We start from the raw sequence: 26,207 nt of genomic DNA, 5'->3' as shown, positions 1-26,207 counted from the left end.
TGATGCTCACTTCTTGTCGGCGTATTCCTTGACGATCTCCTGGCGAGCCTTGATGAGATCCTTGGCGTTCTGCTCGTCGACCTTGAGCACCTGCTGGTAGCCGAGATCGTCGATCTGCTTGCCCATGTTCTTGAAGATGGACTGGCATTCCGACGTGCTCTTCGCCACAACCGCCTGCCAAGAAGCGTTGACGACTTCGGTCTTGACCGAGGAGCGCAGCGTGGAGATCTGCGAATCCTCCTCCGGAGGCGTGTAGGTGGCGCCTGGGGCGACCGCGAGCTTGCCGGCCTTCTGCAGATATTCGATGTCGGTCTTCGCGCCGTCCATGTGCTCAGACCAATCCTTCGACAGCTTGGTCTGCTTGTCGAGCTGAGTCTGCCACAGCTGCGGGTTGAAGGCTGCCTTCGTGTTCGGATCGATGCTGTTCGCATTCACCGTCTTGAAGTTGAGAGCGGAGATGCCGTCGTTGTAGGAGCCGCCGCCGTATTCGGCAGGAACCTGCAGGCCATCGGAGTTGAACATGGCCTTCTCGCCGAATTCGTTGAGCTCAGGCTGACCATCCTTGTTCGTGGTCCAGCACATCTTCTCAGGGCAGGCAGCACCACCGGAGTTGGCTGCGGAAGCGTAGATGCCTTCTGGGGAGTAGAGCCAGTCGATGAACTTGGCGAGACGGGCCTTGTTCTTAGCCTTGGAACCGATGCCGATGAAGCTGCTGCCGTCGCCTTCAGGCTGGAAGCCTGGCGTGTAGACGTTCATGCTCTGCAGTGGGGCGAGCATGAAGCCGACGCCCTTTTCAGCGTTTTCGCTGCTGTTCATACGAGGCTTGCCGAGCCAAGACCAGATCGACATGAGCACCTTGCCGTTCTGCACCTTGGTGGAGAGCGTATCCCAGTTCTGGGTGGTGGACTCAGGGTCAACCAAGCCGGCCTGATCGCACTTGTTGAAGAACTCGATCATCTGATCGTAGGCGCTGCCAACCTGGGAGGCAGGGGTGATCTTGCTCTCGTCGTCATCCGCCGGCACGAGCACGGAGTTCTGCTGGGAGTAGCCCAGCCACTGCGATGCGGCCTGAGCGTTCTGCATCAGATCGCCGTCCCAATCCTTGAACAGCGAGACTGCGTAGATGTCGTTCTTGCCGGTTTCTTCGCGAGCTTTGTCTTGCATCTGCTTCAGCACGTTCACGAAGTCATCGAGATTCTTGATCTCCGGGTAGCCGATCTTCGAGTAGTAATCCCAACGGATGTATGGAGCTGCGGTTGGCTCGATGCCATCAGCGCTCTCGGTTGGCGAGGAATCGGAAACGCCGCCAGGAACGCCCCACACGCCGTCTTTGCCGGCCTGCTTGGTCACGTAGTCAACGCCAGCCTGATAGCGCTTGACGTTGGTCATCGAGTTGTAGTACGGCGTCATGTCGGTGATCAGGTTCGACTTGACGAGCTTCTGCAAGCGGCCGTTGCCCATGCCGACGATCACCAGGTCGCCGAGGTTTCCAGCAGTGGAACGGGTATCGAAGAGGGTGTCGCCGCCACCAGCAACGTTAGGAGCGATGATGTTGAGCTCCATGTTGAACTTGTCTTTGACGATCTTGGCGAACCAACCCTTTTGGGTGCCTTGGTAGTTTGCGGTGGACGAGAAGACGTCGACCTTCATGAACGAGCCGTCGTCTTTCGTGTCATCGCTGCTGGACGAACTGCCACCGCAAGCGGAGACAGAGAACAGCATCGCTGCAGCAGCGGTCGCGGCGATCGCTGAGACGAGCTTCTTCTTGATTTCCATGGCGGAAACCTCCTTGTATCCTTCTTTTCTTGCTCTTCTGTGAGCAACAGATATTGGTTATTTCTCTTGTTGAGTTATTGAGAGGAGTGGCGTCCCGCGACGAGGAAGAGCGGGACGCCAGTGTAGGTCAGCCCTTGACTGCGCCGAGCATCATGCCCTTGACGAAGAAGCGCTGGAAGAATGGGTAGATGAACATGATCGGGAGCACGACGATCACGGAGACCGTCATTCGTATTGCCGTCGGTGTTGCCGCCGTTGCGAGCATTGCCGCGTTCGCAGCGTTCGCCTTCACCGAGTTTGCAATCGAGCTTGCCTGGTTGATGTAGGTGTAGAGCAGGTACTGCAGCGACCAGAGCTTCGAATCGGTCATGTAGATCAGCGTGTCTTGGAAGGAGTTCCACTGGTTGACGGCCGAGAAGATGGCTACGGTCGCCAGAATCGGCGTGCACATCGGCAGCACGATCTTCCAGAAGACGGTCATCGTACCTGCGCCATCGACCTCGGCGGCTTCTTGCAACGATGCCGGAATCGACTCGATGTAGGTTTTCACCAGAATGATGTTGAACGGCTGCACGATGGCTGGGAGGATGTACACCCAGAAGTTGTTGGTCAATCCGTAGTTCTTCATCGTGATGAACATTGGGATCAAGCCTGCGTTGAAATACATCGTGATGACCACGAAGCGGTACCAGAACGAGCGCTTCCACATCTTCTGCTGCGTGAACATGAAGCCGAGGTAGGCGCTGGCGAGCACGGTGAGCACGGTGCCGACGACGGTACGGGCCACCGAGATCCACGCCGCGGTGCCGAGGCCGTCAAGACCGAGAACCGTCTTGTAGTTGTCCCAGTGCAGACCCTTGATGTACCACGTGACGTCACCAGCTGCCGCCGCCTGATTGCTCGACAGCGAGTTGATGATCAGGTAGTAGAACGGGTAGGTGCAGATCAACGCGAACAACGTCAGGATGATGATGTTGACGACGTTGTAGATCTTCTCGCCCTTGGTGCGGCGCATGGCCGGTGAAACGCCCGCCTTCGCCTTCTTGGGCTTCTTCGCGCTCTTAGCGCTTACGGTTGCAGTTGACATTTTCTCTCCTTAAGCCTTTATTCCAACGAACGAGCCGATCAGACGATGCCCACGCCGCGGGTGCGCTTCGACAGCCAGTTGACGAGCAAGAGCAGGCCGACAGAGACGAGCGACTTCAGCATCGAGATTGCAGTACCGAGGGAGAGGCTGTTCTGGCCCATGCCGACGTTGTACACATAGAGGTCGAGCACCTGGATCCACTTCTGGTTGAAGGCGTTCTGGAAGACGTAGTACTGGTCCATGCCGTTGTTGAGGAAGTTGGAGATCGAGAGCATGAGCAGCACGAAGTAGGTTGGCATCAGCTGCGGGATCGTCACGTGGATGATCTGCTGGAAGCGGTTCGCGCCATCCACCTGGGCGGCTTCGTAAAGCTCCGGGTCGATGCCGGCGATGCCAGCCAGATACATGATGGAGCCCCAACCGAGACCCTTCCACAGGTTCCACAGCAGCATCTTGAGCCACACCTGATCAGGCGAATCGAGGAACTTCACCGGTTCGCTCACGATGTGCAGGTTCATCAGGATGTCGTTGACCAAGCCGGTGGACGAGAACATTGCGAAGGCGATCGAGTAGACGAGCACCCACGAGATGAAGTTCGGCAGCGTGGTCAGCGTCTGGATCACGTTCTTGAACCACTTGGAGCGGATCTCGTTGAGCGCGATGGCGAAGATGACCGGCAGGAACGAGGTGAGGATGTTCAAGCCCGACATTGCGAAGGTGTTGAGCAGCACCTGGCCGATCGTGCGCAGCTGCGCCGGATTCTGCACCATCATCTCGAACCATTGCAGACCGACGAACTTGCTCTCCGACAGCGGGATCGGCGGCTGATAGTCGTAGAATGCGTAGATCCAGCCGAACAGCGGAACGTAGCTGAACAGGAACACCAGAATAAGCAGTGGCGCAACGTAGAGCCAGAGCTTGAACGCATGCTTCTTGTCTACATGCGCTTCGGCAGCCATTTTCGCAGCCTTCTTCGCTGCGCGGCGCTCAGCGCGAGTCCTCGGCGGCTTGGCGCCGGAGGCTTCGACTTCGCGCCCGAGTACGGCCTCAGCACCGCCGGCCATGCCGACGGTCTCGTCCGTCTCGGTGCTTGTTGACGTCTGCATCTCTCCTCCTTTGGAAAAACTCACGACAGTCAGCGATTGTCTCGCGTCTTCGCGAGGGTTTCTCACTTCTTATTGAGTAGTTTATAAACAACGTCTAATATTGTCAATCCAGAAAACTAATTCGGCGTGTCACATAGTCATCAGACAAATGACCAATATTATTTAACCCTTGTGTTTTCTTGGTACAGCACAGAAAAACACAGGAATCCCCATAATCTCCGCGAAACTTCGCATGTTGAGATAGACAAATCATCTTCTTATTTATATAATCATCAATAACATGTTTTCGTTCTTCAACGAAATTGTGTATGCTATATATACAAGGCCACGCTGAAGTGACCTGCGAAGTGAGGATGAGATGAAATTCAATATCAATGCCCCGTTCTGGCAGTTCATGAACACACTCGCGCGCTTCACTGCACTGAATGTGGTGTATCTGCTGACGATGCTTCCGGTCGTGACGATCGGCACCGCGCAGGCAGCGATGTATAGCACGATGTTCGCCTACGACGAGCACGACGACATCAAACTTGTGCACGAATATCTGCGCCGCTTCAAGCGCGAACTCAAAGACGGGCTCATCAACGGCATTCTTCTGTTCATTCTCATCGCCGTCGCCATCTGGGGACTCGCATTCTGGGCAGCCTACGATTCGAACATCGCCTACGGCCCGCTCATTCTGCTCGTCGCCGTTTCCGTGGCGATCCTCTTCCTCGCCGAATACCTCTTCCCCATGCAGGCGCGGTTCGCCAACCCGATCGGCCGCCAGTGGAAGCTCGCCGCCATGTTCCCGTGGCGTGCGTTCGGCTGCACGATGGCGCTCGTCGTCGTTGACCTGCTTGCGCTTTCGCTCGCCTATTTCGTGCCGTTCGTGCGCGCGCTCATGATCATCTTCGGCATGAGCTGGCTCGCCTACGCGAAGTCACTCATTCTGCTGTGGGGCTTCAAGAAATACGGTCAGTACGGCGAAATCGAGCCGCAGACCTACGTCAACGCGAACAGCGGCCTGTAAACAAAGACTTACCATCCTCCTCTTTCCTCAACACGGGGCGGCTCCTATCTGGAGTCGCCCCGATTTCTTTGCCCGCGCAGAGTACAGTTTGCTGAGATTGCGTACTGTGAACTTGCATACTGCGTTATGTATTTGAGTAATTCGAATAGTGAACTGTCGGCGCACAACAACGTGCACGAGTAAGAGATAGCGGCGTAACGGTCGGTGCGGTTCCACTCGTATGCTATGAATACCCATAGGGAATTCGCCCTACAACGGATCAACACCTGATTCGCTTAGTGCTAAGGAAATTGAATATGGGATTCATCCAGTTCATTGCCAATCTGCTCAGAGATCCACGTGCAGCCATCGCCAGCTGGATCGCGATGGGCGTGGCACCAACGCTCGGTTTCATCTTCCTGATCGTTTTCGTGGAAACGGGTGTGGTGTTCTTCCCGTTCCTGCCTGGCGACTCGCTGCTGTTCGCCGCCGGCTTCTTCGCCGCACCCGACGCGGTGACCGGCAAATCAGCGCTTCCGCTCGCGGCACTGCTGCCGGTGGTATGGATCGCCCCGATTCTGGGCGACCAGTGCAACTACTTCATCGGCCACTTCTTCGGCCGGCGCATCATTGAATCCGGGCGCGTCAAGGCCATGACCCCTGAGCGCATCGCGAAGACTGAGAAAATGATCGACCGCTGGGGCCCGCTCGCCGTGTTCCTCGGTCGTTTCTTCCCGTTCATCCGCACGTTCATGCCGTTCATTTCCGGCATCTCTGGCATGCGCTGGAGCCGCTTCACCCCGTTCTCGGTGCTCGGCGGACTCACTTGGTCGTCGTTGTTCACACTGCTCGGCTACTTCTTCGGCGGCATTCCGGTGGTGCAAGATAATTTCGAACTGGTGATCGTCGCCATCTTGGTGATCTCGCTGATCCCGACCATCGTCGGCCTGATCAAAGCGAAGTTCGGCAAGAAGAAGGAGCCGCTCACCGAAGTCGCGGAAGAAGAGGCGACTCCGCACGTCGAAGAGTTCAAGTAAATCAGATTGCAAATTATTAAACTGAATATCTAACTGTTTTCTGCTGCTCTGCACACAGATAAGTAAAGGTGTTGTGCCGCGAAGTAATATTCGCGGCACAACACCTTTTATTTATACTTACTGATTATTATTTCTCGCGTATTCAGCGGGTATCTGAACGCGTGAGTTCCACGCCATCATCTGTGCGGCGAGTGCGGAATTCCACCGTTGAACCGTCGAGTCGAGTCACCGTGGCCGACGCTTCGTGTACATCGTCGAGGAACGCGCGCACTTGCACATCTTCGGCGTAATCGTATTCCGGTGACGTCGCCTCCGGATTCGTCACGATAACCGAACCGTCGCGAATCCACAGCGGAATCGAATCGAATCCGTGCTGTTCGTGGCGCCAAACGCCGTGCTCGGAACGCACGATTTCGCCGGTGAACCAGTTCTGCCACGAACCACGAGGCAAGTAATATTCAACCTCTCCCGAATATGAGAACACGGGTGCTACCAGCAGATCAGGGCCGAGCATGTATTGCTTGTCGAGCGCGCGGCAGGCTGGATCGTCGGGGAATTCTACGAACATCGAGCGCATGAGTGGCGTGCCGTTAAGATGCGGTTGGAGTCCCTGCTGGTAGAGGTATGGCATCAGGCTGAGTTTCAGCAGTGTGAATTGGCGGAGCACATCGACGGCGGTCTGCCCAGGCGCATTGATGACGCCGTTCTTCTCGTCTGCCTCGTCAAACAGCCATGGCACGCGGTAGACCGTCGAACCGTGCAGGCGCGAATGCGAGCTCAACATGCCAAATGCCACCCAACGCTTGTACACCGCCGGATCGGGGAATGCGCCTTCGAAGCCGCCGATGTCGTGGCTCCAGAAACCGAAACCGCTTGATGTGAGCGACAACCCGGCGCGCAACGTCTGTGCCATGCCGTTAAACGTGGATTCGCAATCGCCGCCCCAATGCACCGGGTATTGCTGACCGCCCACCGTTGCAGAACGTGCGAACAGGCATGCGTTGCCTTGCCCGTAGGTTTCTTCGATTGCCTCGAACACCGTCTGGTTGTAGAGCTCGGTGTACCAGTTGTGCATGGAGAGCTTCGGCGCATCATCGAACCACACCACATCGCGCGGAATGCGCTCACCGAAGTCGGTTTTGATGGCGTCGATGCCTTGGGCGAGCAGTTTCTTGACTTTACCTTTGAACCATTCGCGGGCGGCTGGGTTCGTGAAATCCACCAACGCCATGCCAGCCTGCCAGTTGTCGGTCTGCCAGATGGTGCCATCCGGGTTCTTCACCAAATAGCCGAGTTTCCTACCCTCGTCGAACATCGTGCCGTTTTGCCCAAGATACGGGTTGATCCATGCGCACAGATGCAGTCCTTTGTCGGTGTGCAGTCTGCGCAGGGTCGCTTCGATGTCGCCGAAATAACGGCGATCCCATTCGAAATCCGTCCAATGGAATTCGCGCATCCAATAGCAGTCGTAGTGGAATGCGCTCAGCGGAATGCCTCGGTCGGCCATGCCGTCGATGAACGAGTTGATCGTTTGCTCGTCGTAGGTGGTAGTGAACGACGTGGTGAGCCACAATCCGTAGCTCCACGCCGGAACGTTGGCAGGGCGGCCGACCAGTTTTGTATAGCGGTCAAGAATCTGCTTTGGCGTCGGGCCGTAGATGATGCAGAAATCGATGGATTCACCTGGAACCGAGCACTGCACGGCTTCGGTGTTCACCGTGCCGATTTCGAAGGAGACGTGCCCGCGATCGTTGATGAGCACGCCGTAGCCGTTGCTCGTCATGTAGAACGGGATGTTCTTGTAGCCCTGCTCTGATGCGGTGCCACCGTCTTCGTTCCATATGTCGATGCTCTGACCGTTTTTGACGAACGAGCCGAACCGTTCGCCAAGGCCATACACGCTTTCACCCACGCCGAGCGCGAGTTGCACAGACGTGAACGTCTTCGATTCGTCTTTTGCCAATCCGGTTGGCGTGACGCCGAACTCTCCCACCGGCTCGGCTGAAACGTTGGCTAGGTCGGTCAGTGAGAAATGCGCAAGCGATTTTCCTTCCGATTTCGTCAATGTCGTGCCATCTGCCGTGAACACGAGACTCCACGGCCCTTTGGTCACGGTGGCTTCGAGCGCACCTGACTTCAATGTGGCAGTCGCACCCTGTTCACCGGCTTCTCCGTCGCCGTTGAGGTGCTGGCTGACCGACACGTAGTCTCGTGGGGATTCGTCTTCGTTGAGCGGGAAACCAATGCCCTGCGCTCCGCCCCTCCAATGGGTTGCGCGCACGCGGATCACACCTTCGCTCGGCGCGGTGATCTCAACGTTGAACGCCGGCTGGTTGAGCGTGTTCGCACGCTCGTGGATCATGCTGGTGGGTGCGAGCACAGACAGTGCCTTGCGCTGTTCGTCGACATGCAATTCGTATGCGTCGCGTGCGAACAGTGCTTGCACGCCGTCGCGCATCAGCCAATACCCGTTGTTGAATTTCATAAGAGAACTCCTTTGTTCTGCCGTTCAAAACGCACTATTGCCCGGGTAGCGTGTGCGTTTCTTGGATTATGCCGGTTACGGCGTTGCCGTTGAATCGCACGCACCACCCGGGCAATACTGTGCGCGGATGTGTTACTTGACAGCTCCGGCGGTGATGCCGCGAGACAGCGTGCGCTGGAAGATCAAGTAGAAGATGAGCGTCGGCACGATGCTGATAAGCGATGCAGCCGCAGTCGTTGTCACATCCATCAGACGGTCGCCGGTCAGCGAGCTGATGGCGATAGGCACGGTCTGCGATGAATTATCGACGAGGAATGCCAGCGGAATCATGTATTCGTTCCAGGTCCAGATGAAGAAGAAGACGAGGAGCACGCTCAGCGTCGGCTTGGAGATCGGGAACACGATTTCGCGGAAGATGCGCCAACGGCTTGCACCGTCGATTACGGCTGCTTCGAGAATGGACTTCGGGAACGTGCCGTAGACCGACGAAAGCAGGTATGTGCCGAATGCGCTTTGTATGACGGTGAATATGATGACTATCGCCCACGGGTTGTTGTAGAGGCCGATGGCCTTGAACATCGTGTAGAGCGGGTAGAGCATCGCTTCCTGCGGCAGCATGTTCGCGAGCATGATGAGCAGGATGATCCACTTGCGGCCTTTGACGCGGCCGATGCCCAATGCGAACGCGTTGAGCATGGAGAGGATGACTGCGAACAGCGCAACGAGTCCTGACGTCCAGATGCTGTTCCACACCTTCTGCGGGAAGTTCACGCGGTTCCAGAAGGTCTGCAAACCGGTGAAACTCAGCTCCTTAGGCCACGAAAGAGGGCCAGAGGCGTTGTAGTCCGCCGACGTTTTGAACGCGTTGAGTAGCAGCACGATGAACGGGAACAGCATGATCAGACCGCCGATAATCAGCAGGATCAGCGCCACCCAGTCGCCTGCAGTGCGGTTCTTCTTGACGTGTGAGATGGCTTTGAGCTCTTCCGGCGACATTTTGACGTGCTGATCCGGGCTGAGCACTTCGAGATCTTGCTCTGGGGAAACCAATGTTGAGGTCATGGCAATCACTCCTCATCCTCTTTGGCAACCTTGTCTTGAAGGTTGGTGAATATGACGGCTACGACGATGATGACCAGCGTCAATGCTGTGGAGATCGCCGCACCGTAACCGACTTGCTGCGACTGGAAGAACTGAACGTATGAGTAGTACGACGGAACGATCGTGCTGGTTCCAGGGCCGCCGCGCGTCAGCATGTAGACGGGGCCGAACACCTTGAGCGCGGCGATCGTGCAGGTCAGGGCGACCACGAAGATCTCCGGCTTGATCGATGGCAGTGTGATGGCGCGGAAACGCTGCCACCAGTTTGCACCGTCAAGGCTTGCCGCTTCGTAGAGCTCTGGGTCAACGCGCTGCAGACCAGACATGAAGACCACCAGCGGGTAGCCAAGCTGAATCCAGATCATGATGAGCATCAGGAAGATCAGCGCCGTGTCGGGCTTGCCGAGCCAATCGTGTTGTAGGCTGCCTAACCCTATCGCTTTGAGCAATGCGTTGAATGCGCCGTTCTCCGGGCGGAAGATCCAGCCCATGACCAACGAGGCGACTGCGATTGGGAGCAGCTGCGGGAAGTAATACACCGCGCGCATCGTCGACGCGGTTTTCGGGCCGAATTTCTTCTGCACCACGTCGAACAGCAGTGAGGAGAGAATCAAGCCGAGCAGAATAGGGATGATCACCATGGCGAGAATCATCCAAATGGAGTTGCGGAACGACACCCAGAACGTCGTGTCTTTCATCAGTCGAGCCCAATTCTTCATGCCAGCCCACACCGGTGGCTTGATGCCACGGTAGTTGGTGAAGCTCAGGTAGATGTTCCACACGGCGGGAATCACGATGATCCACAGCAGCATGACGAATCCGGGAATCAGGTATACCCAGAAGCGACGCGAGGGGCTGCCGGGGATGCGAGACATTCCCTTCTCGCGCGCCGTCTGGCCCTGCGTATGCGTTTTCTTTACCGAAGTCATTTCAAGTCACTTTCCGAAAGCCCAGAAACCATGCGCCGTCTTTTGTTCGAACGCATTCGGTCACTCGTGTGTGCGAAACACTCTTAAACACAGCGCTGTGTTCGTTGCACTCATTCGGGTGCGGTTCACTGGGAAGCTATATGAGCGAAGTTGAGGAAGAGAAAAGGGGCGGCCGGCTCAGCCGCCCCTTCGAATATGCGATATTCGCGAGATCGTTGAGCAGTCGTCAGTCCTTGACGCCAGCAGCCTCAACGCCCTTGTCGTAATCTGCCTTCATCTTGGCGAGCGCGCCCTTTACGTCCATGGTGCCGTTGACCAGCTCCTGCAGCGAAGCGTTCAACTCATCGTAGAACGTTGAGGTCGGCCAATCCGGGTAGAAGCCCAACGCGTTGTCTTTGAGCACCTGGTTGAAGGATTCGATCAGTTCCTTCGTGGCCTTGTCGGTGATCTTCGACGGTTCTGCGGCGATTGGAAGGCCGCCGGAGTTGCCCATCAGATCCTGCACTTCAGGGCTCAGCGTGATGTTGATGAACTCGGCGGCGAGGTCTTGGTGCTTCGACTTTTCAGGGATGACCCACAGGTTGCCGGAAGAGCCGACGACCTTCTTGCTGCCCGGGAACGTCGAGAAGGTGATGTTCTTGCCCTTCATGTCGTTCTGGAAGCGGCCGAACCACCATGTGCCCGAGAAGAACATCGGGTAGGTGCCGTTGATGAAGCCCTGACCGGCGTCTTCTGCCTTCAAACCGGTGCAGTCCTTGGAGATGTAGCCCTTGTCGGTCCAATCCTTGATCGTCTGGGTGGCGTAGGTCAGTGCTTCGTTGTTCCAGTCGACATCGCCGTCATACATCTCGTAGGCCTTGATGAACGAGTCATCGGCCTTCGAGAGCACCAGCTGCCACCACAGGTGCTGGAGCGGGTATTCAGCAGCGCCTTCGGAAAGTGGCGTGATGCCCTTGTCTTTGAACTGCTGCATCGCGTCCACGAGTTCGTCGTAGGTCTTCGGAATCGCGATGCCGTTCTTCTCGAACATGTCTTTGTTGTAATACATCACAACGTCTTCGCCGTAATTGGTGATGCCATACCAATTACCGGAGCCCATGACGCCCTTGTCGTTGTATTTGCCGGTGTCTGCGAGCGAGCCGGTGACCTTCTCATCCCACTTGTATTGCGAAACGTAGTCATCGAGGCTGTGCAGCAGCCCCTGGCTGGCGAGCAGGCCAGCAGTTGCGTTGCCCTTGTTGTATTCCATCACGTCGGGAGCATCGTCGGAGTTGAGAATCTGCGAGGCGTTCTGGCGAATCTGCTCAAACGACTTCTTTTCGAACTCGACCTTGACGCCAGTCTCCTTCTCGAAGATCTCCATCGCCTTCTTCCAGGCGATGCCCATTGCGCCGTTGTCTTCCTCGTAGTGCCACACCTTGATCGATGTGGGGTTCTCTTCCTGCGCAGTGCCGCTACCGCAGCCCGCCAAGCCGAGCATTCCCACTGCCGTAACTGCCGCGAGTCCGGTCGCGATCAATTTTTAAACTTCATATCAATCCCTCTCTCTAGTCAGCGCCATTACTGATAGATCGTCGGACCTCGTCTGTGAATTCCGTTGAGAAAATTAAATCATCGAAGTAATTTATTGAGAAATCATTTCGATCGTTTTCGACAAAGTGGTCAAAAATTAGTTGCGCGTAGGCAACTTGCGCGCAATCATCGTGCCGCGCGCATGGTATTCGGCAGGCAGCAACTCCACATAGCCCACGTCGTGCCGCTCCCCGCGCAATGCGGCGATCATGATCTCCACCGCGCGCTCGCACACCGCGTTCGGGTTCATCGGCAACTCGTCTGCCAAGCGAGACGATGAGCCGCCCACGCAAGCCGCCATCAGTGAAATATCTTCCGGCACACGCAGTCCGCGCCTGTTCAGAGACGCGATAATCGCGCCAACGGAAACGCTTTCCTCACAGATGATCGCGCTGATCTGAGGGTCTTCACCGAACGCTTCGTCAATCGTCAAGTTGACGTCATCGATCGTCTTGCCAGGCGCGAATTTGCGCGTCACCGTGACGCCCAGCTCCTCCGCGCGCTGCATCGCGGCGTCGGTGAAGCGCACCAGGAAGTTGGATCCTTCGATGAACGCATGACGCCCCGGGCAATACAGCATGATATGCCGATGCCCCAGCAAATATGCCTTTTCTATCGCCTCGCGCCCCATGCCGGCGAAATCCAGATCGACTGAATACACCGCCGACGTGTTGTTCGCGCAGCCTATGCTCACCACTGGAATGTTCAGCGACGCAGCGATTTCCGTGCGCGAATCACTCAGCAGCACGTCGAGCAGAAAAATCCCGTCTACTATGCGGTCTTCGGCGACACGTTGCATCTCATGATCGCCCGCCTCGTGCATCAAGAGCAGCAAATCATAGCCATATTTCTTGGCTGCCGTGGCGAGCGCGAAGAAGAACGCGGCGTAATTCGAAACGTCGGTGTATGGGCGCAGCGGCGAGCTCACAGCCAGCACATGCGTGCAATGCTTCGACTCGTTCACCGCGTTGACAACCGGCGCATACCCGAGTTCCAGAGCAGCCTGATAGATGCGCTCGCGCGTCTCGTCTTTGATCTTGCGCTTGCCGCTCACCACATACGACACCGTGCTGATTGACACACCAGCGCGTGCGGCAACATCTTTGATACCAGCCACTCCCACCTCGATTCCGTCATTGCTCGCGCTCAAGTGGGTGAGTGTGAGCGTCTCAAGCTTATCGAGATTGCAACACGCGCGCCACATCTATCGAAATCTGTCGAAATATTCGATAAATATTGGCAAATATAGTACTCAGCTGCGCGGTAACTCAGTAGTCGCCTCTGCAGTAAAAGCGCGCATATTTTAAGTACACAATTAGGTACACAAGGCAGTGGCGCGCGAATTTGCATTTGGGAGGGGGTTGCACTAAACTTGGCTGAGTTGTCGCAAGACACGGGGCTGTAGCTCAGTTGGTAGAGCGCTTCGTTCGCATCGAAGAGGTCGTGGTTTCGATTACCATCAGCTCCACTAAGCCCGCTGCATTCATTCCACCGCAGCGGGCTTTTTATTTTCCCGCATGTTCACTTACACATATCAGACAGACTGTTGTAGAGATCTGCAACCGAGGTCGCGCAAGAAACGCTCAGTGTCCGCGAACTGCGGGAAGACTGCGATGTTGCCTAGGATTCTGCGGCAGATACTGCCTACTTCATCGCGCACGATGCGGCGCACGCCGTCTGCAGATTCGTTGCCGCTGAGCTGAGCACGCACCTCGTTCCACGCAAGCTCGAAATCGCTTATCTGCTCAGGCAGCGCAGTGCCATCGGCGAGCGCACGCTCCAATGCGTCGAGTTGAGATACCAAGCGTCCAGGCAGAACGAACAGTCCCATCGCTTCGATGAGTCCGATCGGTTCCTGTTTAATAAAGAAGTACTCGGGGTGCGCGTGGAACACGCCGAGTGGATACTGCTCGCTCACCGCATTGTTGCGCAGAATCAGACTCATCTCGTAGAGTGGCGGCTCACCGGCGCGATCGGCGGGCAGTATGCGCGCGATCGGCGCCACCGAAGACTGCCGCTCCCCCTGCTCATCATGCGAATGAATATCGAGAGAATCATTGTCGTAGTCCGCCCATGCCGTGCGAATCCGCTCACATACGCGCACCAAAGCGTCAGTGTCGGCAGACAGCACGCGCAGCGCGGTCGCCGGCCAACCAATAATCTCAACGCGCACGTCAGGCTCACTTGGCAACGCGAACGACTTCCACGCTGGCGCGGACTGCATCGGCATCAGCTCGCCGCCACCTTGATAGTGGTCGTGCGCGAGTACCGAACCGCCTATGCGCGGCAACGCTGCATTGCAGCCGAGGAAATACTCGGGGAACTGTTGCACAAACGCGAGCAGATGCTCGAACGTGCGGCGATCCACATGCATCGGCGTATGCTCTTGATTCACGCAGATACCGTGCTGACGGAAGTACCCGTATGGTGAGAACTGCCAGAAGAACGAATCTCCCGCCAGCGCAACGTCGACTGTGCGCAATGTGCGCTTGCCGCGCGCAGCCAGTCCTTCGTTTTCACGGCAGATCGTGCACTGCGCAAAACTGCTGTCCACCGCGTTGCCGGAGGCTGCATTGCGCATCGTCTTGAACTCGGGTTTCGCCGTATTGATCGTAACGATCAGACCATTGCTGACGTAGCGAATATTGCGGTCGAGCTGCCGTTTCTTGACATACCCGTTGGCCACGCAGTAATCAAACAACCATTGCATCGCTGCCGTGCTACCGCGTTCCTCGCGCATGATTGCGAACAGTTCCTCGACGCGCGACGGGGGCGCGGAGAGTATGCCCATAACCGCGTCATCGTTCAGTGCAGCGCCGGAGATGTCGCCGGACTGCGCGAGCTCACTCAATGACTCGCTGTGCTCACTGAAATACTCAAGCAGACGATTGCGCGTCCAATCCACATCACGCTGGTCGACGGAGAGGTTCTCGCGTGCGTAGGAGACGAGTTCGTCGATCACACCCAGTTCACCGGACTGTTGACCTACTTGCGCAACTGTGTCAGTCATGGTTCATCACGCTTTCGATTGCCGCATGCATCTGTGGCATCTGCTCTTCCATCTCGCGCACGAGCTGCATCTGCGTATGCGTGCGCACGAGGTTGTGTTCGGGGTATTTGGTGGCGAAGTAAACGTCACCGAGCAGATAGTCGCCAAGGAAGCGCATGCCGCATTCCATCGTCATCATCTTCGCGCTCATCGGCATCAGCTCGAGTTCGCACTCGGTGGCGCTGGAACCGACTTGCGAGAGGAATCCGTTCGCGTAGGCGCGAAACAGTGGCAGGCTGAAGTGCACTTTGCTCAGGTCACGCTCGTCTTCCAAACCGGTAGATGCGCCGAAACGGATGGAGTCGCCGAAGTCGAAGAGCATCGATCCCGGCATCACTGTGTCGAGGTCGATGATCGCGCGCGGCTCCCCAGTTTTCGCGTCCATCAGGATGTTGTTGAGTTTCGTATCGTTGTGCGTCACGCGCAGCGGCACTGAGCCGTCGGCGAGCGCGTCCATGATCTCGCTATATTCGCCGGCGTGCGCAAGGTAAAACTCGATCTCCTGCTGCACACCACTCGCGCGACCAAGCGGGTCGGCTGCAACTGCTGCTTGGAAGTCACGGAATCGTTTTGGCGTGTCATGGAAGTGCTCGATCGTCTCAGTGAGCTCGGACGCATCGAATTGTGCGAGTCTGCGCTGGAACGCGCCGAACGCGGCTCCCGCACGCTCGAAGATCAGCGGATCGTCCACAAGATTGTACGAGATGGTGCCTTCTATGAACTTGTAGATACGCCATGCACCATGCTCGTCGGTGTAATAGCTGGCGCCGTCGCGTGTGGGCACGATGTCGAGCGTTTCCTGATGCTGTTCGCGCAGAAAACCGGTGACGAGCTCGATGTTGCGCATCAGGTGTGCGGTATCTGGAAACACCGTGGTGTTCATTTTCTGCAGAATATACCGCGCCTGACTGGTGACGACCAGATAGGTGACATTGATGTGCCCATCACCATATGGCTCGATTGATTCGACGTTTCCCACGATGGTGAATTGACTGACCACGTGCGCCAGTTCTGGATCAAGTGCGTGCTGCTCCATGATCGTTCCCTTCCTGCCCATGTACCCCGCTGTACATACGGATTATTGCTATTGGCGAGCTGTTCGCGGAGCAGAACTTGCTGCTCCGCGAACAGGCTCAGCATTGCATCAGAGCTGCTGCCAAGCGATGGCGCTCGGTGCGAGATCGAACTCGTCGACGCCGCCGTCTGCACGCTGCACCTGCGTGCGCTGCGGCTGGTCGGTGTTGTTGATAACGCAGTATGTTTTCCGTTCCGGGAAATATGCGACTTCGCATTCCAGATTCGTCGAGCTCCACTCCGCATACCGATCTTCGTTACGGCTTGCGTAGAACAGCGCTCGCTCAAGCAGGCGCGCATTCGTCGCCGAATATGGCAGACCGCTGATATACACGCCGCGTCCAGCACCATATTCATTGGCCGCGAGCTGCACACTGCCATTACTTGCTTTGAGCACGTGCACTTGCTCGTTGATCGGGTATGTGTTGAGGATTGGTTCGCCGAGATTTGCGGCTTCCACTCCGTCAGGCAGATCTTCAATGATGAAATTATCGGTTTCCGGCTGCGGCCAATACTTATCGACCGACAGTGTTTGGAAGACCTCCTGATCGACGCCGAAGATGTCGGCAAGCTGGAAGAACCTGCCCTGCCAATTAGTGGCGCTCGGCTGGCCAACGCCAATGAACGCGCCGCCCTCACGCACCCAACGGCGGATTGTGGCGACGAGCCGTGGGTTCTGCCAGATGTCACCGCCACTGAACGATGTGCGCGCAGGGCCTGCGTTGATGATCACGTCGATCGATGGATCGATGCCGTGCTCGAGCACGTCGTCGAAGCTGATGAACCGCACATTAACTCTCATGCCGGAGAGCGCTTCGAGAATGCCGTAATACGAGTATGTTTGCTGGTTCGGCAAAGCGTGTGCCACCGTGAACGCCATCCAACTGCGCATCTTGCCCCAGCTGTTGAGCAGTGCCACGTTGAGTTCGCCTTCCGCTGGTTTGCCGCCGGTGCGCTCGTGGATGTCGCGGAATTCATTGGCGATGCCTGTCACGGTGTCTACGAATTTCGGGAACTTGGCGGCCAGGGAGAGGTAGCCGCCGTAGCCCATGCGGTCGATCGGGCTGCGCAGAATGGCTCGGCGAGCCTTACGCCAGTTGTCGAGTCCTTCGATGCTCGGATCGTTGCCTTCATAGAACGTGTCGGGGAAGAAGTATGGCAGGAAGCGGCCTTCGGTGTATTTGACGCCGGGGATGTCGGCGATCATGCGCAATGTGGTGCCGTCACCCACCGAGCCGACCACTGCGTCGAGTCCGAGCTCTTCGAACCCATCCATATATGGTTCAGTGCCGATCCACTGGTCGCCGAGGAACATCATCGCCTCTTTGCCAGCGGCATGGGTGTCATCCACCAATCGTTTCACATTCGCACGCACGAATGTGGTGAGGAATTCGATCCAGTCGCGCTGTGCCTTGCGTGGAATGCGGAACGTGGAGTTGTAGCAGCCTTCGTCAACGAAATCTTCCGGACGAAGCCGATAACCGTATTGTTCCTCGAAGTCATCAAGAGCTTGCGGAGACACCGTGCATGCGCAGCCGAACCAGTCGACGATCTTCTCGCGGTGACGCTGGTCGAAGATCAGCGTGAACTGGTAGAAGAACGTAGTGAAGCGCACTACATCGGTCTGCGGATTGTTCTTAAGCCAATCCTCAAACGTGCGGAACACGAAGTCGCGCGTAGCGGGATTGTAGATGTCGAACGGAATCTCGTGCTCTTTGTCTCCCCAATCATTGGTCAGGTGGTTATACATCTCCACCGGATCCCAGATGATGTAGGCGAGGAACGACACCGTGTATTCGTGCATTTCTTCGACGTGCTCGATATGCACGATGTCAGTGATCGGATCGTAATGCCAGTGTGACACGTCAACGATCTCGCCGGTTGTGCGGTCGATCACCTCCCAATACACATGTGGGTCGGCGTCGCGGTTCGGTTGCAATTGTTCGGCATAGAATCCCGCCATCAATGGCACATCCACCGTCTTGCCGGTGGCGAGCACGCGGTTGGTGAGCAGGTACACCTGCGGGGTCTCATCCATATGCAGACTGATCCACTCGTTATGTGCTCGGGTCGGGAAATATGCGCTGTAGATCTTCTTGCCGAGGCGTTCTACTGCCTCGTCAAGATGCGTGCCATCAGAGTTGCGAATAGCATCCGCTCCCCATAGTTGTGCGAGTCTTTTCGTCTCCTCTGCGAAGTTCTCTTCGCTGGGCAAGGTAAAACGGCCAGTGTTTGTCATCGAAAGCTCCTTGCACTGTTACAACAGTGCACATAGTTGAATACGGGTAATGAAATATGAAATAGGTAATTGAATTCGCTGGGAGGAGCGGTATGCCCCTCCCAGCGGTAAACGGTGTGGCGAGCGGCGGAATCAGCCCTTGACGGAGCCTGCCGCCAAGCCAGCACGCCAGAAACGCTGCAATGTGAGGAACAGAATGATCACCGGCAGCACACCGAGCAGTGCGCCCATCATCAGTGCGCCACGGTCGTTGAACACTGCCAGCGACACCATGCCGTAAAGTCCGAGCGTCACTGGGTAGAGATTTTCACTGGAGAGCATCATGAGCGGCAGCAGGAAGTTGTTCCACGTGGCCACGAACATGAACAGGAAGATCGTCACCATAGCCGGAGCGAGCAAACGCAGCACGATCGTGAAGAAGATGCGCGATTCGCTCGCACCGTCGATGCGTGCGGCTTCGAGCAGTTCGTTCGGCACCGAGCTTTGCGCATACACGCGGCCGAGGAAGAAGCCGAACGGTGAGACGCAGCATGGGATGATCACGGCGAGCATCGAGTTGTCAAGATGCAGCGCGTTGAAAATGGCATACTGCGGAATCGTCAACAGTGCTGCTGGCATCAGCATGGCACCCATGATGATGCCGATGGTGATGCCTTTGCCACGGAATCTGAATTTCGCGGTCGCATAGCCAGCCATCACCGACACGATTGTGCCGATGACCGCCGAAACCGTTGAATAGAGGAACGAATTGCCCACCCAGCGCCAGAAGTTGCCGCGCGTCCAGCCAAGCAGAACCGAATAGTTGGCGGCTATGGCATCTCCCAGCTTGTTGAACGGCACGGCGAACCACAAACCATTCGAACTGGTGAGTTGAGCCGGCGTCTTCGTCGAGGCGATGATGGCCCAATAGATCGGGAACAGGAAGTAGATGAGAGCGAACACCAGAATGATGATGGTGATCGTTTTCGTCACTGGCCGTGGCTTCATCGAGCGTGGCAGATCGTTCTCCGAACGTTCGCGCCTGCGATCGGCCTTCTTCTGCGCACGAGCGGATGCACTGTTCTCGTGGGTTGTGTGTGCGAAACTCATTGTTCGTTCACCTTCCTTTCGACGAAGGCATAGATCATGGCGAGCAGACCTGCGATGATGGCCATGACGATGGCGATGGCGTTCGATGGGCCATCACCCTTCGGCGTCAAGAAGCCACGGGATGTGTTGAACGCCATCATCATTGGCGTGTACGAGCGAGAGATGCCCGGATCTGCGGTCTGCATCACCTGTGGCTCGTTGAACAGCTGGATCGTGCCGACGATCGACAGCAGCATGGCGAGCAGGGCCGCGCCGCGCACGTTCGGCAGTTTGATCTTCGTGGCGATCTGCCAGCCATTCGCGCCGTCGATGCGGGCGGCCTCATAGAGCTCATGCGGAATCGCCTGCAATGCCGAGAGGAAGATCAGCATGTTGTAGCCGGTGAACGTCCATGTGGTGATGTTGATCATCGAGGCAAGCACCATGTTGCTGGCAAAGAAATCGACGTTGATACCTATGGCAGCCAGACCTTTGACGATTGGTGAAATCTGACCGTTGTAGAGGTAGACCCAAATGATCGCGGCGATGACGCCAGGAATGGCGTATGGCAGGAAGTAACCCAAACGGAATCCGCTGACATGCTTGACGATGAACGAGTCGAGCAGCATGGCGAGCACCAATGCGCTGATGATCATCAATGGCACTTGAATGACGGTGTAGAGCATCACTCTGCCCATGCCAGCCCAGAAGTCATGTGACGTGATCACATATTTGAAATTCTCGAAACCGACGAATTTGTTGACAAGCTCGCCTCCGCCATATGCGCCGCCGCCTGTGGCGACCTGCTGGAAGAAGCTCGAATAGATCGCATAGAAGATCGGGAAGATGAACACGAGCAGGAAAAGCAACACGAACGGGAGCATGAACATCCAGCCAGTGCGCTCTTCGCGCTTTGCAGCCGCAGACATCTTCTGCTTGGTCTTGTTTTGCTTGACGCTCATGCCATCTTTGCCATCTGCGCTGTTGGCTCCCTTGACTGCGCGAGCAGCCTTGCGGGAAGCACCGGCTCCTGCCGACTTCGGCTTCGTTGACGTTATCGTAGACATCTCACCGCTCCTTTGCGAAAGAGATCAGGAGGGCGGGCACAAGGCCCGCCCTCGCGTTGTTTGAGACTATTGCGCCACCGACAGGCCGTAGTCTTTCAGCGTATTGACTGAAGTGGTTTGCGCTTCTTCGAATATCGACGAAGCCTTCGCCTTGCCGGAGGCCACATCCGCGGCCTTGTTCTGCATGGCGGCGGCAACCGCCGAGAAGCCTGGGATATACGAGAAGTCACCGAGATTGGAGTTAGCCGTGGCGAATTCCTTCATCACGTCTTGGCCGCCATAGAATTCAGACCAGCTCGAAGGGGTCTTGGCTTGGCCGGTTGTTGCAGCCACGACGAGTCCCTGCGAGGTGAGGTCTTCAATCTGGGTATTGAACCAGTCGAGGAACTGCATGGCTTCGGCCTTGTGCTCGCAGCCCTTGAGAGCCACTACACCGGAACCACCGTCAGGGCCGGTCTTCTCGCCGTTGTCGAACCAATCGCCAACCTGCGCAACGCGCCAATCGCCTTTGCCCTTGTCTGCCATCGAATCCATCAGCAACGGCGCTTCCCAAGCTGCACCGATTGTGCCGATCAGCTCGCCCTTTTGCAACGCGGAGTCGAACGACGGATCCCAACGTGGATATGTGGTTGCCGCCTTGCTGTCGAGCAACTGCTGATATACGTCAGCCACGGCCTTCGAGCCCTTGGTGTCGGTGTCGACCTTCCAAGCATCGTTCTCAACCTGATACCACGGTCCTGAAGCTCCCGCCAAGCCCGTCAGCATGTTGCCGGCCTCATCTGCCTGGAACGACATGATGTATTTACCCTTGGCCGCAGCCTTCTTCGCCGAGTCGATCAATTCGCTCTGAGTCTTCGGCACTTCGATGCCGAGCTTGTCGAATTCCGCCTTGTTGTAGAAGTAAACGAGCGGGCCAGTGTCTTGCGGCAAGCCATAGGTCTTGCCGCCGATGCTCATCAGGTCGAATGTTCCGGCCGCGAAATCCTTCTTGTATTGCGAGGCTTCGGCGGTCACATCTTCGACGATGCCCTTCGTGAACATCTCAGGAAGTTCCGCATAACCGGCTTGCGCCAGATCTGGAGCGTTACCTGCTTTGACGTCGGTCTCCAACTTCTTGATCAGATCGGAGGCATTGCCGTTGAAGTGGATCGCCTTGACCTGGATGTTCGGGTGATCTTTGTTCCAACGGGCAACCGTTTCTTCAACGGTGGTCATGCCGGCCTTGTCGGGAAGACGGTGAATGTAGGTGAGCTCGACTTTGCCGCCGCTGCTCGAGCTTGAACTCGATGACGATGATCCCGAGGTGGCACCGCAGCCAGCGAGAGCCATGCACATGGCCCCCACTGCAGCGATCGCCGTCATGCAACCCTTATTCCACTTCATTGCTCTGCGCTCCTTTGCGTTCAGATCGGATGCCTTTTCCATCCGGTTATCGAAGCTTGACGCCACTTCTTCGTGGTGGTGGTCTTTACGATAGCGAATCGTTTCGTAAATGTCAATTTAGATTACTTTTCAATTCTCTTAGAGCGTGATATTTCATAATTGGTTGAAATAGCAACGTTTTTTGTAGCAAAACACTTGTGTCAAGTTAATTAGCAAATGAGTTATACTCAAACCACCTATTCATCGAAGGGCGATATTCACCGACGAACTGAGCCCATCTCGAACCACGAAGCGAGTATGTATGACGATCTATTACTGCTCAAGTGAGCACGGAGACGATAATGCAGGCGGCACATCACCGAACGAAGCATGGCGCACACTCACGAAATTGCGAAGCCTGACACTCAACCCCGGCGATGGCATTGCACTGGAGCGCGGCAGTCAGTTCGAGCGCGACTACCTGCACCTGACCGGCGCGCACGGCACTCCGAAACGCCCCATCACCATTGGAGCATACGGCAACGAAGCACTCCCCCGACCCGCCATACACTGCGACGGCGAAGGCGTGTGGTTTGAGGATTATCACGCGCCAATCGGCGGTTGCCCGCACCGCAGCAAAGGCGAGGTTTCCACAGCGCTACTGCTGTTTGATTGCTCATACATCGAGGTGCGCGACGTGGAGATCAGCAACCGCCGTTTAGACGATTCGGACGGGCACGCATATAACGACCTTGACGTGATGGACCGCACTGGCGTGACCGTTATCGCCCAAGAATATGGCACGTGCCGGCACATTGTGCTCGAGCACCTGTATGTGCACGATGTGCACGGCAACGTTTACGACAAGCACATGGCTAACGGAGGCATCTACGTGATCGCCCACTTCCCCAACGATCCAGCTCGAGCAAAACGACGCATTGCACGTTTCGATGACGTGCGCATACTGAACAACACCGTGCGCGACGTGAATCGTTGGGGCATCGGCGTCGGCTACACGGCTTATCTCAACTACATCGACAACGGCGGCAAAGATGCCGATGGCACGTGGAACAACACGTTCGATTACGGCGACGGCAGAATAAGCAACGAGACCATCGCCACATATGGCGCTACGAACGTGCTGATTGAGGGTAATACGGTGGAGCGCGCCGGCGGTGACGCCATCACCGTCATGTATTGCGATCGCCCGATCATCCGCCATAATGTTTCACGTGAAGCAGCGGCACAGATCTGCGATGACATCTATACAGCGACGCTCAATGACAAAGTGGCGGCCGCCATCTGGCCGTGGCGCTGCAAAAACGCATTGTTCGAATACAACATGGCCTTTGACACGCTGAATGCCGACCAAGGCAATGGCGACGGGCAGGCATGGGACGCAGACTACGGCGACGGCACCATATACCGCCACAACTATTCACACAACAACTCGGGTGGCGCTGTTATGTTCTGCAACGAGAAAGCCGTGAATTCCGAGTTCTACAACAACGTCAGCGACCGCGATCGCATGGGGGCGATTGACATTCCGCGCAATCCCGACGCATTCATTCACGACAACGTGTTCATCATCGCAACAGATGCCGAGCCCTTGCGCACAGCGCGCGCGGACGGCACTGCGCGCATCGAACACAACATGTTCATCAGTGCCGAGACGCGGCCAGGACACGCGCAGTGGCACCCGCGCGGCTCACATATCGAATACCGTGGCAACACGTATCTCGGTTTTGCGAACTTGCCTGAAGACGACAATAACAACATCAGCAATATTCCTGACAATACGCAGCTGATTAGCTTTATTGACCCTACAGCACTGTCATAAAGTGTTAGAAAAACAAAGAAATTCTACTTTTCTACGGCAGCATAATTATGTATACTTCATTGACATAAAAAGCAAAATCTAGTAGTATTAAAAACAATCACCGCTCAGCGACCACGCCGAGGAGAATGCAGAAAAGCGCACGTGAGCCGGCGAGGGTCATATGCAATACATATGAACAACACATTGAACGTCTACGCTTGCACACGTATAAGGAGACATCATGACTCTTCCGTCGTTTCATCGCGTGCCAGACAACGCGCAAACCAAGACCGTACCATCCGATATTCGTGCGCGCAACATCATGGCTGCATTCAATCTGTTGTTCCCCTCCACCACCATGTCACGCAGCGAACTGGGAAAACGACTCGGCTTGAGCCGCATGGCCACCACCGATGTAACCGGCGAGATGCTCGATGACCGCATTATCCGCGAAGTCGGCGAAGACACACGTTCCGGCCGTGGCAAACGTTCCGTGTTGCTCGGCATAGACACCTCATATTGGCGCATCATCTCGATCGATCTCTCCCAACATTACGTCATCAAAGGTGCATTGACAGACCTGGGCGGGCGCATCATCGACCGCTTGGAAATTCCGGTGGAAGACGATGTGATGCCATTCGACCCGATAATCGACGCGGCGAAGCGACTGCTTACGATGAGCCCGCAACCGGTGCTCGGCATCGGATTGGCGGTGCCTGGCGTCGTCACGCCGGAAGGCAATGTGACCAGTGCCGTGCAGCTGGGTTGGAAGAACATCGACGCCAGCACGCTGTTGCACGAGGCGACCGAACTTCCCGTGTGCGTGTGCAACGCGACGAACATGGCATTGCTTGCCGAGCGATTCTTCGGCGAGGGCTCCGACAACTCAATGCTCATTCGCATCGGCGCAGGCGTCGGCGCCAGCCTATGCGTCAATGGGCAGATCGTGGAAGGAGATCACTACATGGCTGGCGAAATCGGGCATGTAGTGGTCGACCCGGAGGGGCCTGCTTGTGCGTGCGGCAAACGAGGATGCCTCGAAGCCTATTTGTCGACGAACAATCTGTATGCACAGATAGCCGCTGACCCATCACGCCGCTCCGAGATTCTCACCGGTGCAGGCCAACTGCTCGGCAGGGTCATGGCCACACCGCTCGCGTTGCTCAATCTGCACGACGTATCGATCGACGCGCCAGCAGACATCGGCGGCGAAACCTTCCTGAACGCAATGGGCGGCGAATTGAGCGCCGCCATGAACACCGCCTATATGACGATTCCGCAGTTGCACCGCTGCCAGGTAGGAGCGGATGCATCACTGCGAGGGCAGGCCATCAGCATCATCCGCTGGCTGGTGCCCTACATTCGCAATTTTGAGGAGCAGCCGAAATAGCATCGGCTGCCCATACACAACATATTGCGCAGCACACCGCGCACCATACGCAAGGAGGCGTCATGGGTACAAATGCACCACCGCTGATGATCGGCATCGACGTAGGCGGCACGAAAATAGCAGGCGTCGTCATTGAAGACGACTTGGCAGGTAAAGGCGTCACCGTGCTCGCTCAAACACAGCGACCGGCTCAACGAGGAGCCAACGCCCTTATCGACTGCATTGTCGCAGTCATAGACACATTGAACACACAGCTTGCGCAGCGCGGTGAAACACGACGTGCAAGCGTGATCGGCATTGGCACACCTGGCACTGTGGATGGGCGCACCGGAGACGTGCGAGCCATCGCGAACCTTTCCATAGACTATGTTCCACTCGCGCGGGCCATCAGCGCGCGCTGCGGCATGACCACAGTGGTGGAGAACGACGTCAATGCAGCGGCACTCGGTGCAAGCTCAATGCTCTTCGGCGATGACGCTACAGAAACCATCGCGTTCCTCAACCTCGGTACAGGTTTGGCGGCCGGCATACTGCGTGATGGCGTGCTCGACCATGGTTCAAGCAACACCGTTGGCGAGATCGGGCATATCCCAGTCGAGCCACATCGATGGAAGTGCGCATGTGGCCAGCGTGGATGTTTGGAAACCGCCGCGAGTGGCGGTGCTGCCAAGCGACTGTGGCCGTATGCCGACCCACCTATGCCCGCCATCCTTGCCGCGGCTCATAATCCTCACGATGCACGGCATGAGCAGGCGCAAGATGTGCAGCATATCATCATCAATGCGATCGCCGACGCCATCGACATACTCGCCGTCACCGTCGACCCCGCCGCAATCATCATCGGCGGAGGCATGGCAAAAACCGGCGAACCACTGCTGCACGCAATCACCAAGGAACTGCGTCAGCGAGCGCAGTCGAGCAAATTCATCGACTCGTTGCACCTGCCGTCACGCCTCAAACTCGTACCAGCCGACCTGCCAGTAGGAGCGATCGGTGCTGCGCTCAGTGCGAAGCACGTCACAACCGCTGCATAGACCGTCTCAGTCGCGGCGGCG

General features: G+C 56.6%; 19 protein-coding genes and 1 tRNA gene. 6 read left to right on the top strand and 14 right to left on the bottom strand.

The window, feature by feature from the left end:
- Positions 1–6: 6 nt before the first annotated feature.
- The 3 genes from GSD1FS_RS07895 to GSD1FS_RS07885 all read right to left on the bottom strand — a co-directional run bounded on the left by GSD1FS_RS07895 (position 7) and on the right by GSD1FS_RS07885 (position 3,969).
- Positions 7–1,776 carry an extracellular solute-binding protein gene (locus GSD1FS_RS07895; RefSeq protein ID WP_155589123.1) on the bottom strand — a complete coding sequence of 590 codons (1,770 nt, stop codon included), beginning with the start codon at positions 1,774–1,776 and terminating at the stop codon, positions 7–9.
- A gap of 127 nt (positions 1,777–1,903) precedes the next feature.
- Entirely contained in the window at positions 1,904–2,863 is a 960-nt protein-coding gene (locus GSD1FS_RS07890) for a carbohydrate ABC transporter permease (protein ID WP_246166125.1), read from the bottom strand.
- 38 nt (positions 2,864–2,901) lie between these two features.
- Positions 2,902–3,969 (bottom strand): ABC transporter permease, encoded by a 1,068-nt coding sequence (locus GSD1FS_RS07885; protein WP_246166122.1) that lies wholly within the window; start codon positions 3,967–3,969, stop codon positions 2,902–2,904.
- A 358-nt stretch (positions 3,970–4,327) separates the two neighbouring features.
- Between GSD1FS_RS07885 and GSD1FS_RS07880 the strand changes: the two genes are divergently transcribed.
- Entirely contained in the window at positions 4,328–4,981 is a 654-nt protein-coding gene (locus GSD1FS_RS07880; RefSeq protein ID WP_155589122.1) for a YesL family protein, read from the top strand.
- Positions 4,982–5,277: 296 nt separating this feature from the next.
- Entirely contained in the window at positions 5,278–5,997 is a 720-nt protein-coding gene (locus tag GSD1FS_RS07875) for a DedA family protein (protein WP_155589121.1), read from the top strand.
- Between the two features lie 142 nt (positions 5,998–6,139).
- On the opposite strand, the gene yicI is transcribed toward GSD1FS_RS07875, so the two are convergent.
- The 5 genes from yicI to GSD1FS_RS07850 form a co-directional block, all read right to left on the bottom strand.
- A complete protein-coding gene (yicI, locus tag GSD1FS_RS07870) occupies positions 6,140–8,482 on the bottom strand; it encodes an alpha-xylosidase (protein WP_155589120.1) in 2,343 nt (780 codons plus the stop codon).
- Between the two features lie 132 nt (positions 8,483–8,614).
- A complete protein-coding gene (locus tag GSD1FS_RS07865) occupies positions 8,615–9,478 on the bottom strand; it encodes a carbohydrate ABC transporter permease (protein ID WP_155589155.1) in 864 nt (287 codons plus the stop codon).
- A gap of 71 nt (positions 9,479–9,549) precedes the next feature.
- Positions 9,550–10,512: a carbohydrate ABC transporter permease gene (locus GSD1FS_RS07860; protein WP_155589119.1), complete on the bottom strand. Its 963-nt coding sequence runs from the start codon at positions 10,510–10,512 to the stop codon at positions 9,550–9,552.
- Between the two features lie 226 nt (positions 10,513–10,738).
- On the bottom strand, positions 10,739–11,992 hold the full coding sequence (locus GSD1FS_RS07855; RefSeq protein WP_155589154.1) for an ABC transporter substrate-binding protein: 1,254 nt from the start codon (positions 11,990–11,992) through the stop codon (positions 10,739–10,741).
- Positions 11,993–12,181: 189 nt separating this feature from the next.
- Positions 12,182–13,234: a LacI family DNA-binding transcriptional regulator gene (locus GSD1FS_RS07850; RefSeq protein ID WP_246166116.1), complete on the bottom strand. Its 1,053-nt coding sequence runs from the start codon at positions 13,232–13,234 to the stop codon at positions 12,182–12,184.
- A gap of 245 nt (positions 13,235–13,479) precedes the next feature.
- Here GSD1FS_RS07850 and GSD1FS_RS07845 point away from each other — a divergent pair.
- Positions 13,480–13,552 (top strand) — tRNA-Ala (locus tag GSD1FS_RS07845).
- Between the two features lie 66 nt (positions 13,553–13,618).
- Here GSD1FS_RS07845 and GSD1FS_RS07840 read toward each other — a convergent pair.
- From GSD1FS_RS07840 to GSD1FS_RS07815, 6 genes are all read right to left on the bottom strand, one after another.
- The gene (locus GSD1FS_RS07840; RefSeq protein WP_155589117.1) at positions 13,619–15,094 is read right to left on the bottom strand and encodes a galactose-1-phosphate uridylyltransferase; all 1,476 of its coding nucleotides are present in this window, start codon (positions 15,092–15,094) and stop codon (positions 13,619–13,621) included.
- Positions 15,087–16,190, bottom strand: a complete 1,104-nt coding sequence (locus GSD1FS_RS07835) for a phosphotransferase enzyme family protein (RefSeq protein ID WP_246166114.1) — start codon at positions 16,188–16,190, stop codon at positions 15,087–15,089. Before GSD1FS_RS07835 ends, GSD1FS_RS07840 begins: the two co-directional genes overlap by 8 nt.
- 87 nt (positions 16,191–16,277) lie before the next feature.
- Entirely contained in the window at positions 16,278–18,446 is a 2,169-nt protein-coding gene (gene gnpA, locus GSD1FS_RS07830; protein WP_155589116.1) for a 1,3-beta-galactosyl-N-acetylhexosamine phosphorylase, read from the bottom strand.
- Positions 18,447–18,578: 132 nt separating this feature from the next.
- Positions 18,579–19,535 carry a carbohydrate ABC transporter permease gene (locus GSD1FS_RS07825; RefSeq protein WP_155589115.1) on the bottom strand — a complete coding sequence of 319 codons (957 nt, stop codon included), beginning with the start codon at positions 19,533–19,535 and terminating at the stop codon, positions 18,579–18,581.
- Positions 19,532–20,476: a carbohydrate ABC transporter permease gene (locus tag GSD1FS_RS07820; RefSeq protein WP_155589152.1), complete on the bottom strand. Its 945-nt coding sequence runs from the start codon at positions 20,474–20,476 to the stop codon at positions 19,532–19,534. The genes GSD1FS_RS07825 and GSD1FS_RS07820 overlap by 4 nt, the downstream gene beginning before the upstream one ends.
- Positions 20,477–20,647: 171 nt before the next feature.
- Positions 20,648–21,964 (bottom strand): ABC transporter substrate-binding protein, encoded by a 1,317-nt coding sequence (locus tag GSD1FS_RS07815; RefSeq protein WP_246166111.1) that lies wholly within the window; start codon positions 21,962–21,964, stop codon positions 20,648–20,650.
- 301 nt (positions 21,965–22,265) lie between these two features.
- On the opposite strand from GSD1FS_RS07815, the gene GSD1FS_RS07810 reads away from it, so the two are divergent.
- From GSD1FS_RS07810 to GSD1FS_RS07800, 3 genes are all read left to right on the top strand, one after another.
- Positions 22,266–23,783 carry a right-handed parallel beta-helix repeat-containing protein gene (locus GSD1FS_RS07810; RefSeq protein WP_155589114.1) on the top strand — a complete coding sequence of 506 codons (1,518 nt, stop codon included), beginning with the start codon at positions 22,266–22,268 and terminating at the stop codon, positions 23,781–23,783.
- Between the two features lie 220 nt (positions 23,784–24,003).
- The gene (locus tag GSD1FS_RS07805; RefSeq protein WP_246166109.1) at positions 24,004–25,152 is read left to right on the top strand and encodes an ROK family protein; all 1,149 of its coding nucleotides are present in this window, start codon (positions 24,004–24,006) and stop codon (positions 25,150–25,152) included.
- 62 nt (positions 25,153–25,214) lie between these two features.
- Positions 25,215–26,186: an ROK family protein gene (locus GSD1FS_RS07800; protein WP_155589113.1), complete on the top strand. Its 972-nt coding sequence runs from the start codon at positions 25,215–25,217 to the stop codon at positions 26,184–26,186.
- Positions 26,187–26,207 lie beyond the last annotated feature (21 nt).

The organism is Bifidobacterium canis (genome assembly GCF_009727065.1).
In the GTDB taxonomy this organism is placed as follows: domain Bacteria; phylum Actinomycetota; class Actinomycetes; order Actinomycetales; family Bifidobacteriaceae; genus Bifidobacterium; species Bifidobacterium canis.
The sequence above is the reverse complement of the archived record's forward strand: the minus strand, read 5'-3'. Positions and strand labels throughout refer to the sequence as shown.

Bases quoted from the DNA above. Each gene is read 5' to 3' on its own strand.
- GSD1FS_RS07895 (WP_155589123.1), bottom strand. From the start codon at position 1,776: ATGGAAATCAAGAAGAAGCTCGTCTCAGCGATCGCCGCGACCGCTGCT.
- GSD1FS_RS07890 (WP_246166125.1), bottom strand. From the start codon at position 2,863: ATGTCAACTGCAACCGTAAGCGCTAAGAGCGCGAAGAAGCCCAAGAAG.
- GSD1FS_RS07885 (WP_246166122.1), bottom strand. From the start codon at position 3,969: ATGCAGACGTCAACAAGCACCGAGACGGACGAGACCGTCGGCATGGCC.
- GSD1FS_RS07880 (WP_155589122.1), top strand. From the start codon at position 4,328: ATGAAATTCAATATCAATGCCCCGTTCTGGCAGTTCATGAACACACTC.
- GSD1FS_RS07875 (WP_155589121.1), top strand. From the start codon at position 5,278: ATGGGATTCATCCAGTTCATTGCCAATCTGCTCAGAGATCCACGTGCA.
- yicI (WP_155589120.1), bottom strand. From the start codon at position 8,482: ATGAAATTCAACAACGGGTATTGGCTGATGCGCGACGGCGTGCAAGCA.
- GSD1FS_RS07865 (WP_155589155.1), bottom strand. From the start codon at position 9,478: ATGTCGCCGGAAGAGCTCAAAGCCATCTCACACGTCAAGAAGAACCGC.
- GSD1FS_RS07860 (WP_155589119.1), bottom strand. From the start codon at position 10,512: ATGACTTCGGTAAAGAAAACGCATACGCAGGGCCAGACGGCGCGCGAG.
- GSD1FS_RS07855 (WP_155589154.1), bottom strand. From the start codon at position 11,992: ATGCTCGGCTTGGCGGGCTGCGGTAGCGGCACTGCGCAGGAAGAGAAC.
- GSD1FS_RS07840 (WP_155589117.1), bottom strand. From the start codon at position 15,094: ATGACTGACACAGTTGCGCAAGTAGGTCAACAGTCCGGTGAACTGGGT.
- GSD1FS_RS07835 (WP_246166114.1), bottom strand. From the start codon at position 16,190: ATGGGCAGGAAGGGAACGATCATGGAGCAGCACGCACTTGATCCAGAA.
- gnpA (WP_155589116.1), bottom strand. From the start codon at position 18,446: ATGACAAACACTGGCCGTTTTACCTTGCCCAGCGAAGAGAACTTCGCA.
- GSD1FS_RS07825 (WP_155589115.1), bottom strand. From the start codon at position 19,535: ATGAGTTTCGCACACACAACCCACGAGAACAGTGCATCCGCTCGTGCG.
- GSD1FS_RS07820 (WP_155589152.1), bottom strand. From the start codon at position 20,476: ATGAGCGTCAAGCAAAACAAGACCAAGCAGAAGATGTCTGCGGCTGCA.
- GSD1FS_RS07815 (WP_246166111.1), bottom strand. From the start codon at position 21,964: ATGAAGTGGAATAAGGGTTGCATGACGGCGATCGCTGCAGTGGGGGCC.
- GSD1FS_RS07810 (WP_155589114.1), top strand. From the start codon at position 22,266: ATGACGATCTATTACTGCTCAAGTGAGCACGGAGACGATAATGCAGGC.
- GSD1FS_RS07805 (WP_246166109.1), top strand. From the start codon at position 24,004: ATGACTCTTCCGTCGTTTCATCGCGTGCCAGACAACGCGCAAACCAAG.
- GSD1FS_RS07800 (WP_155589113.1), top strand. From the start codon at position 25,215: ATGGGTACAAATGCACCACCGCTGATGATCGGCATCGACGTAGGCGGC.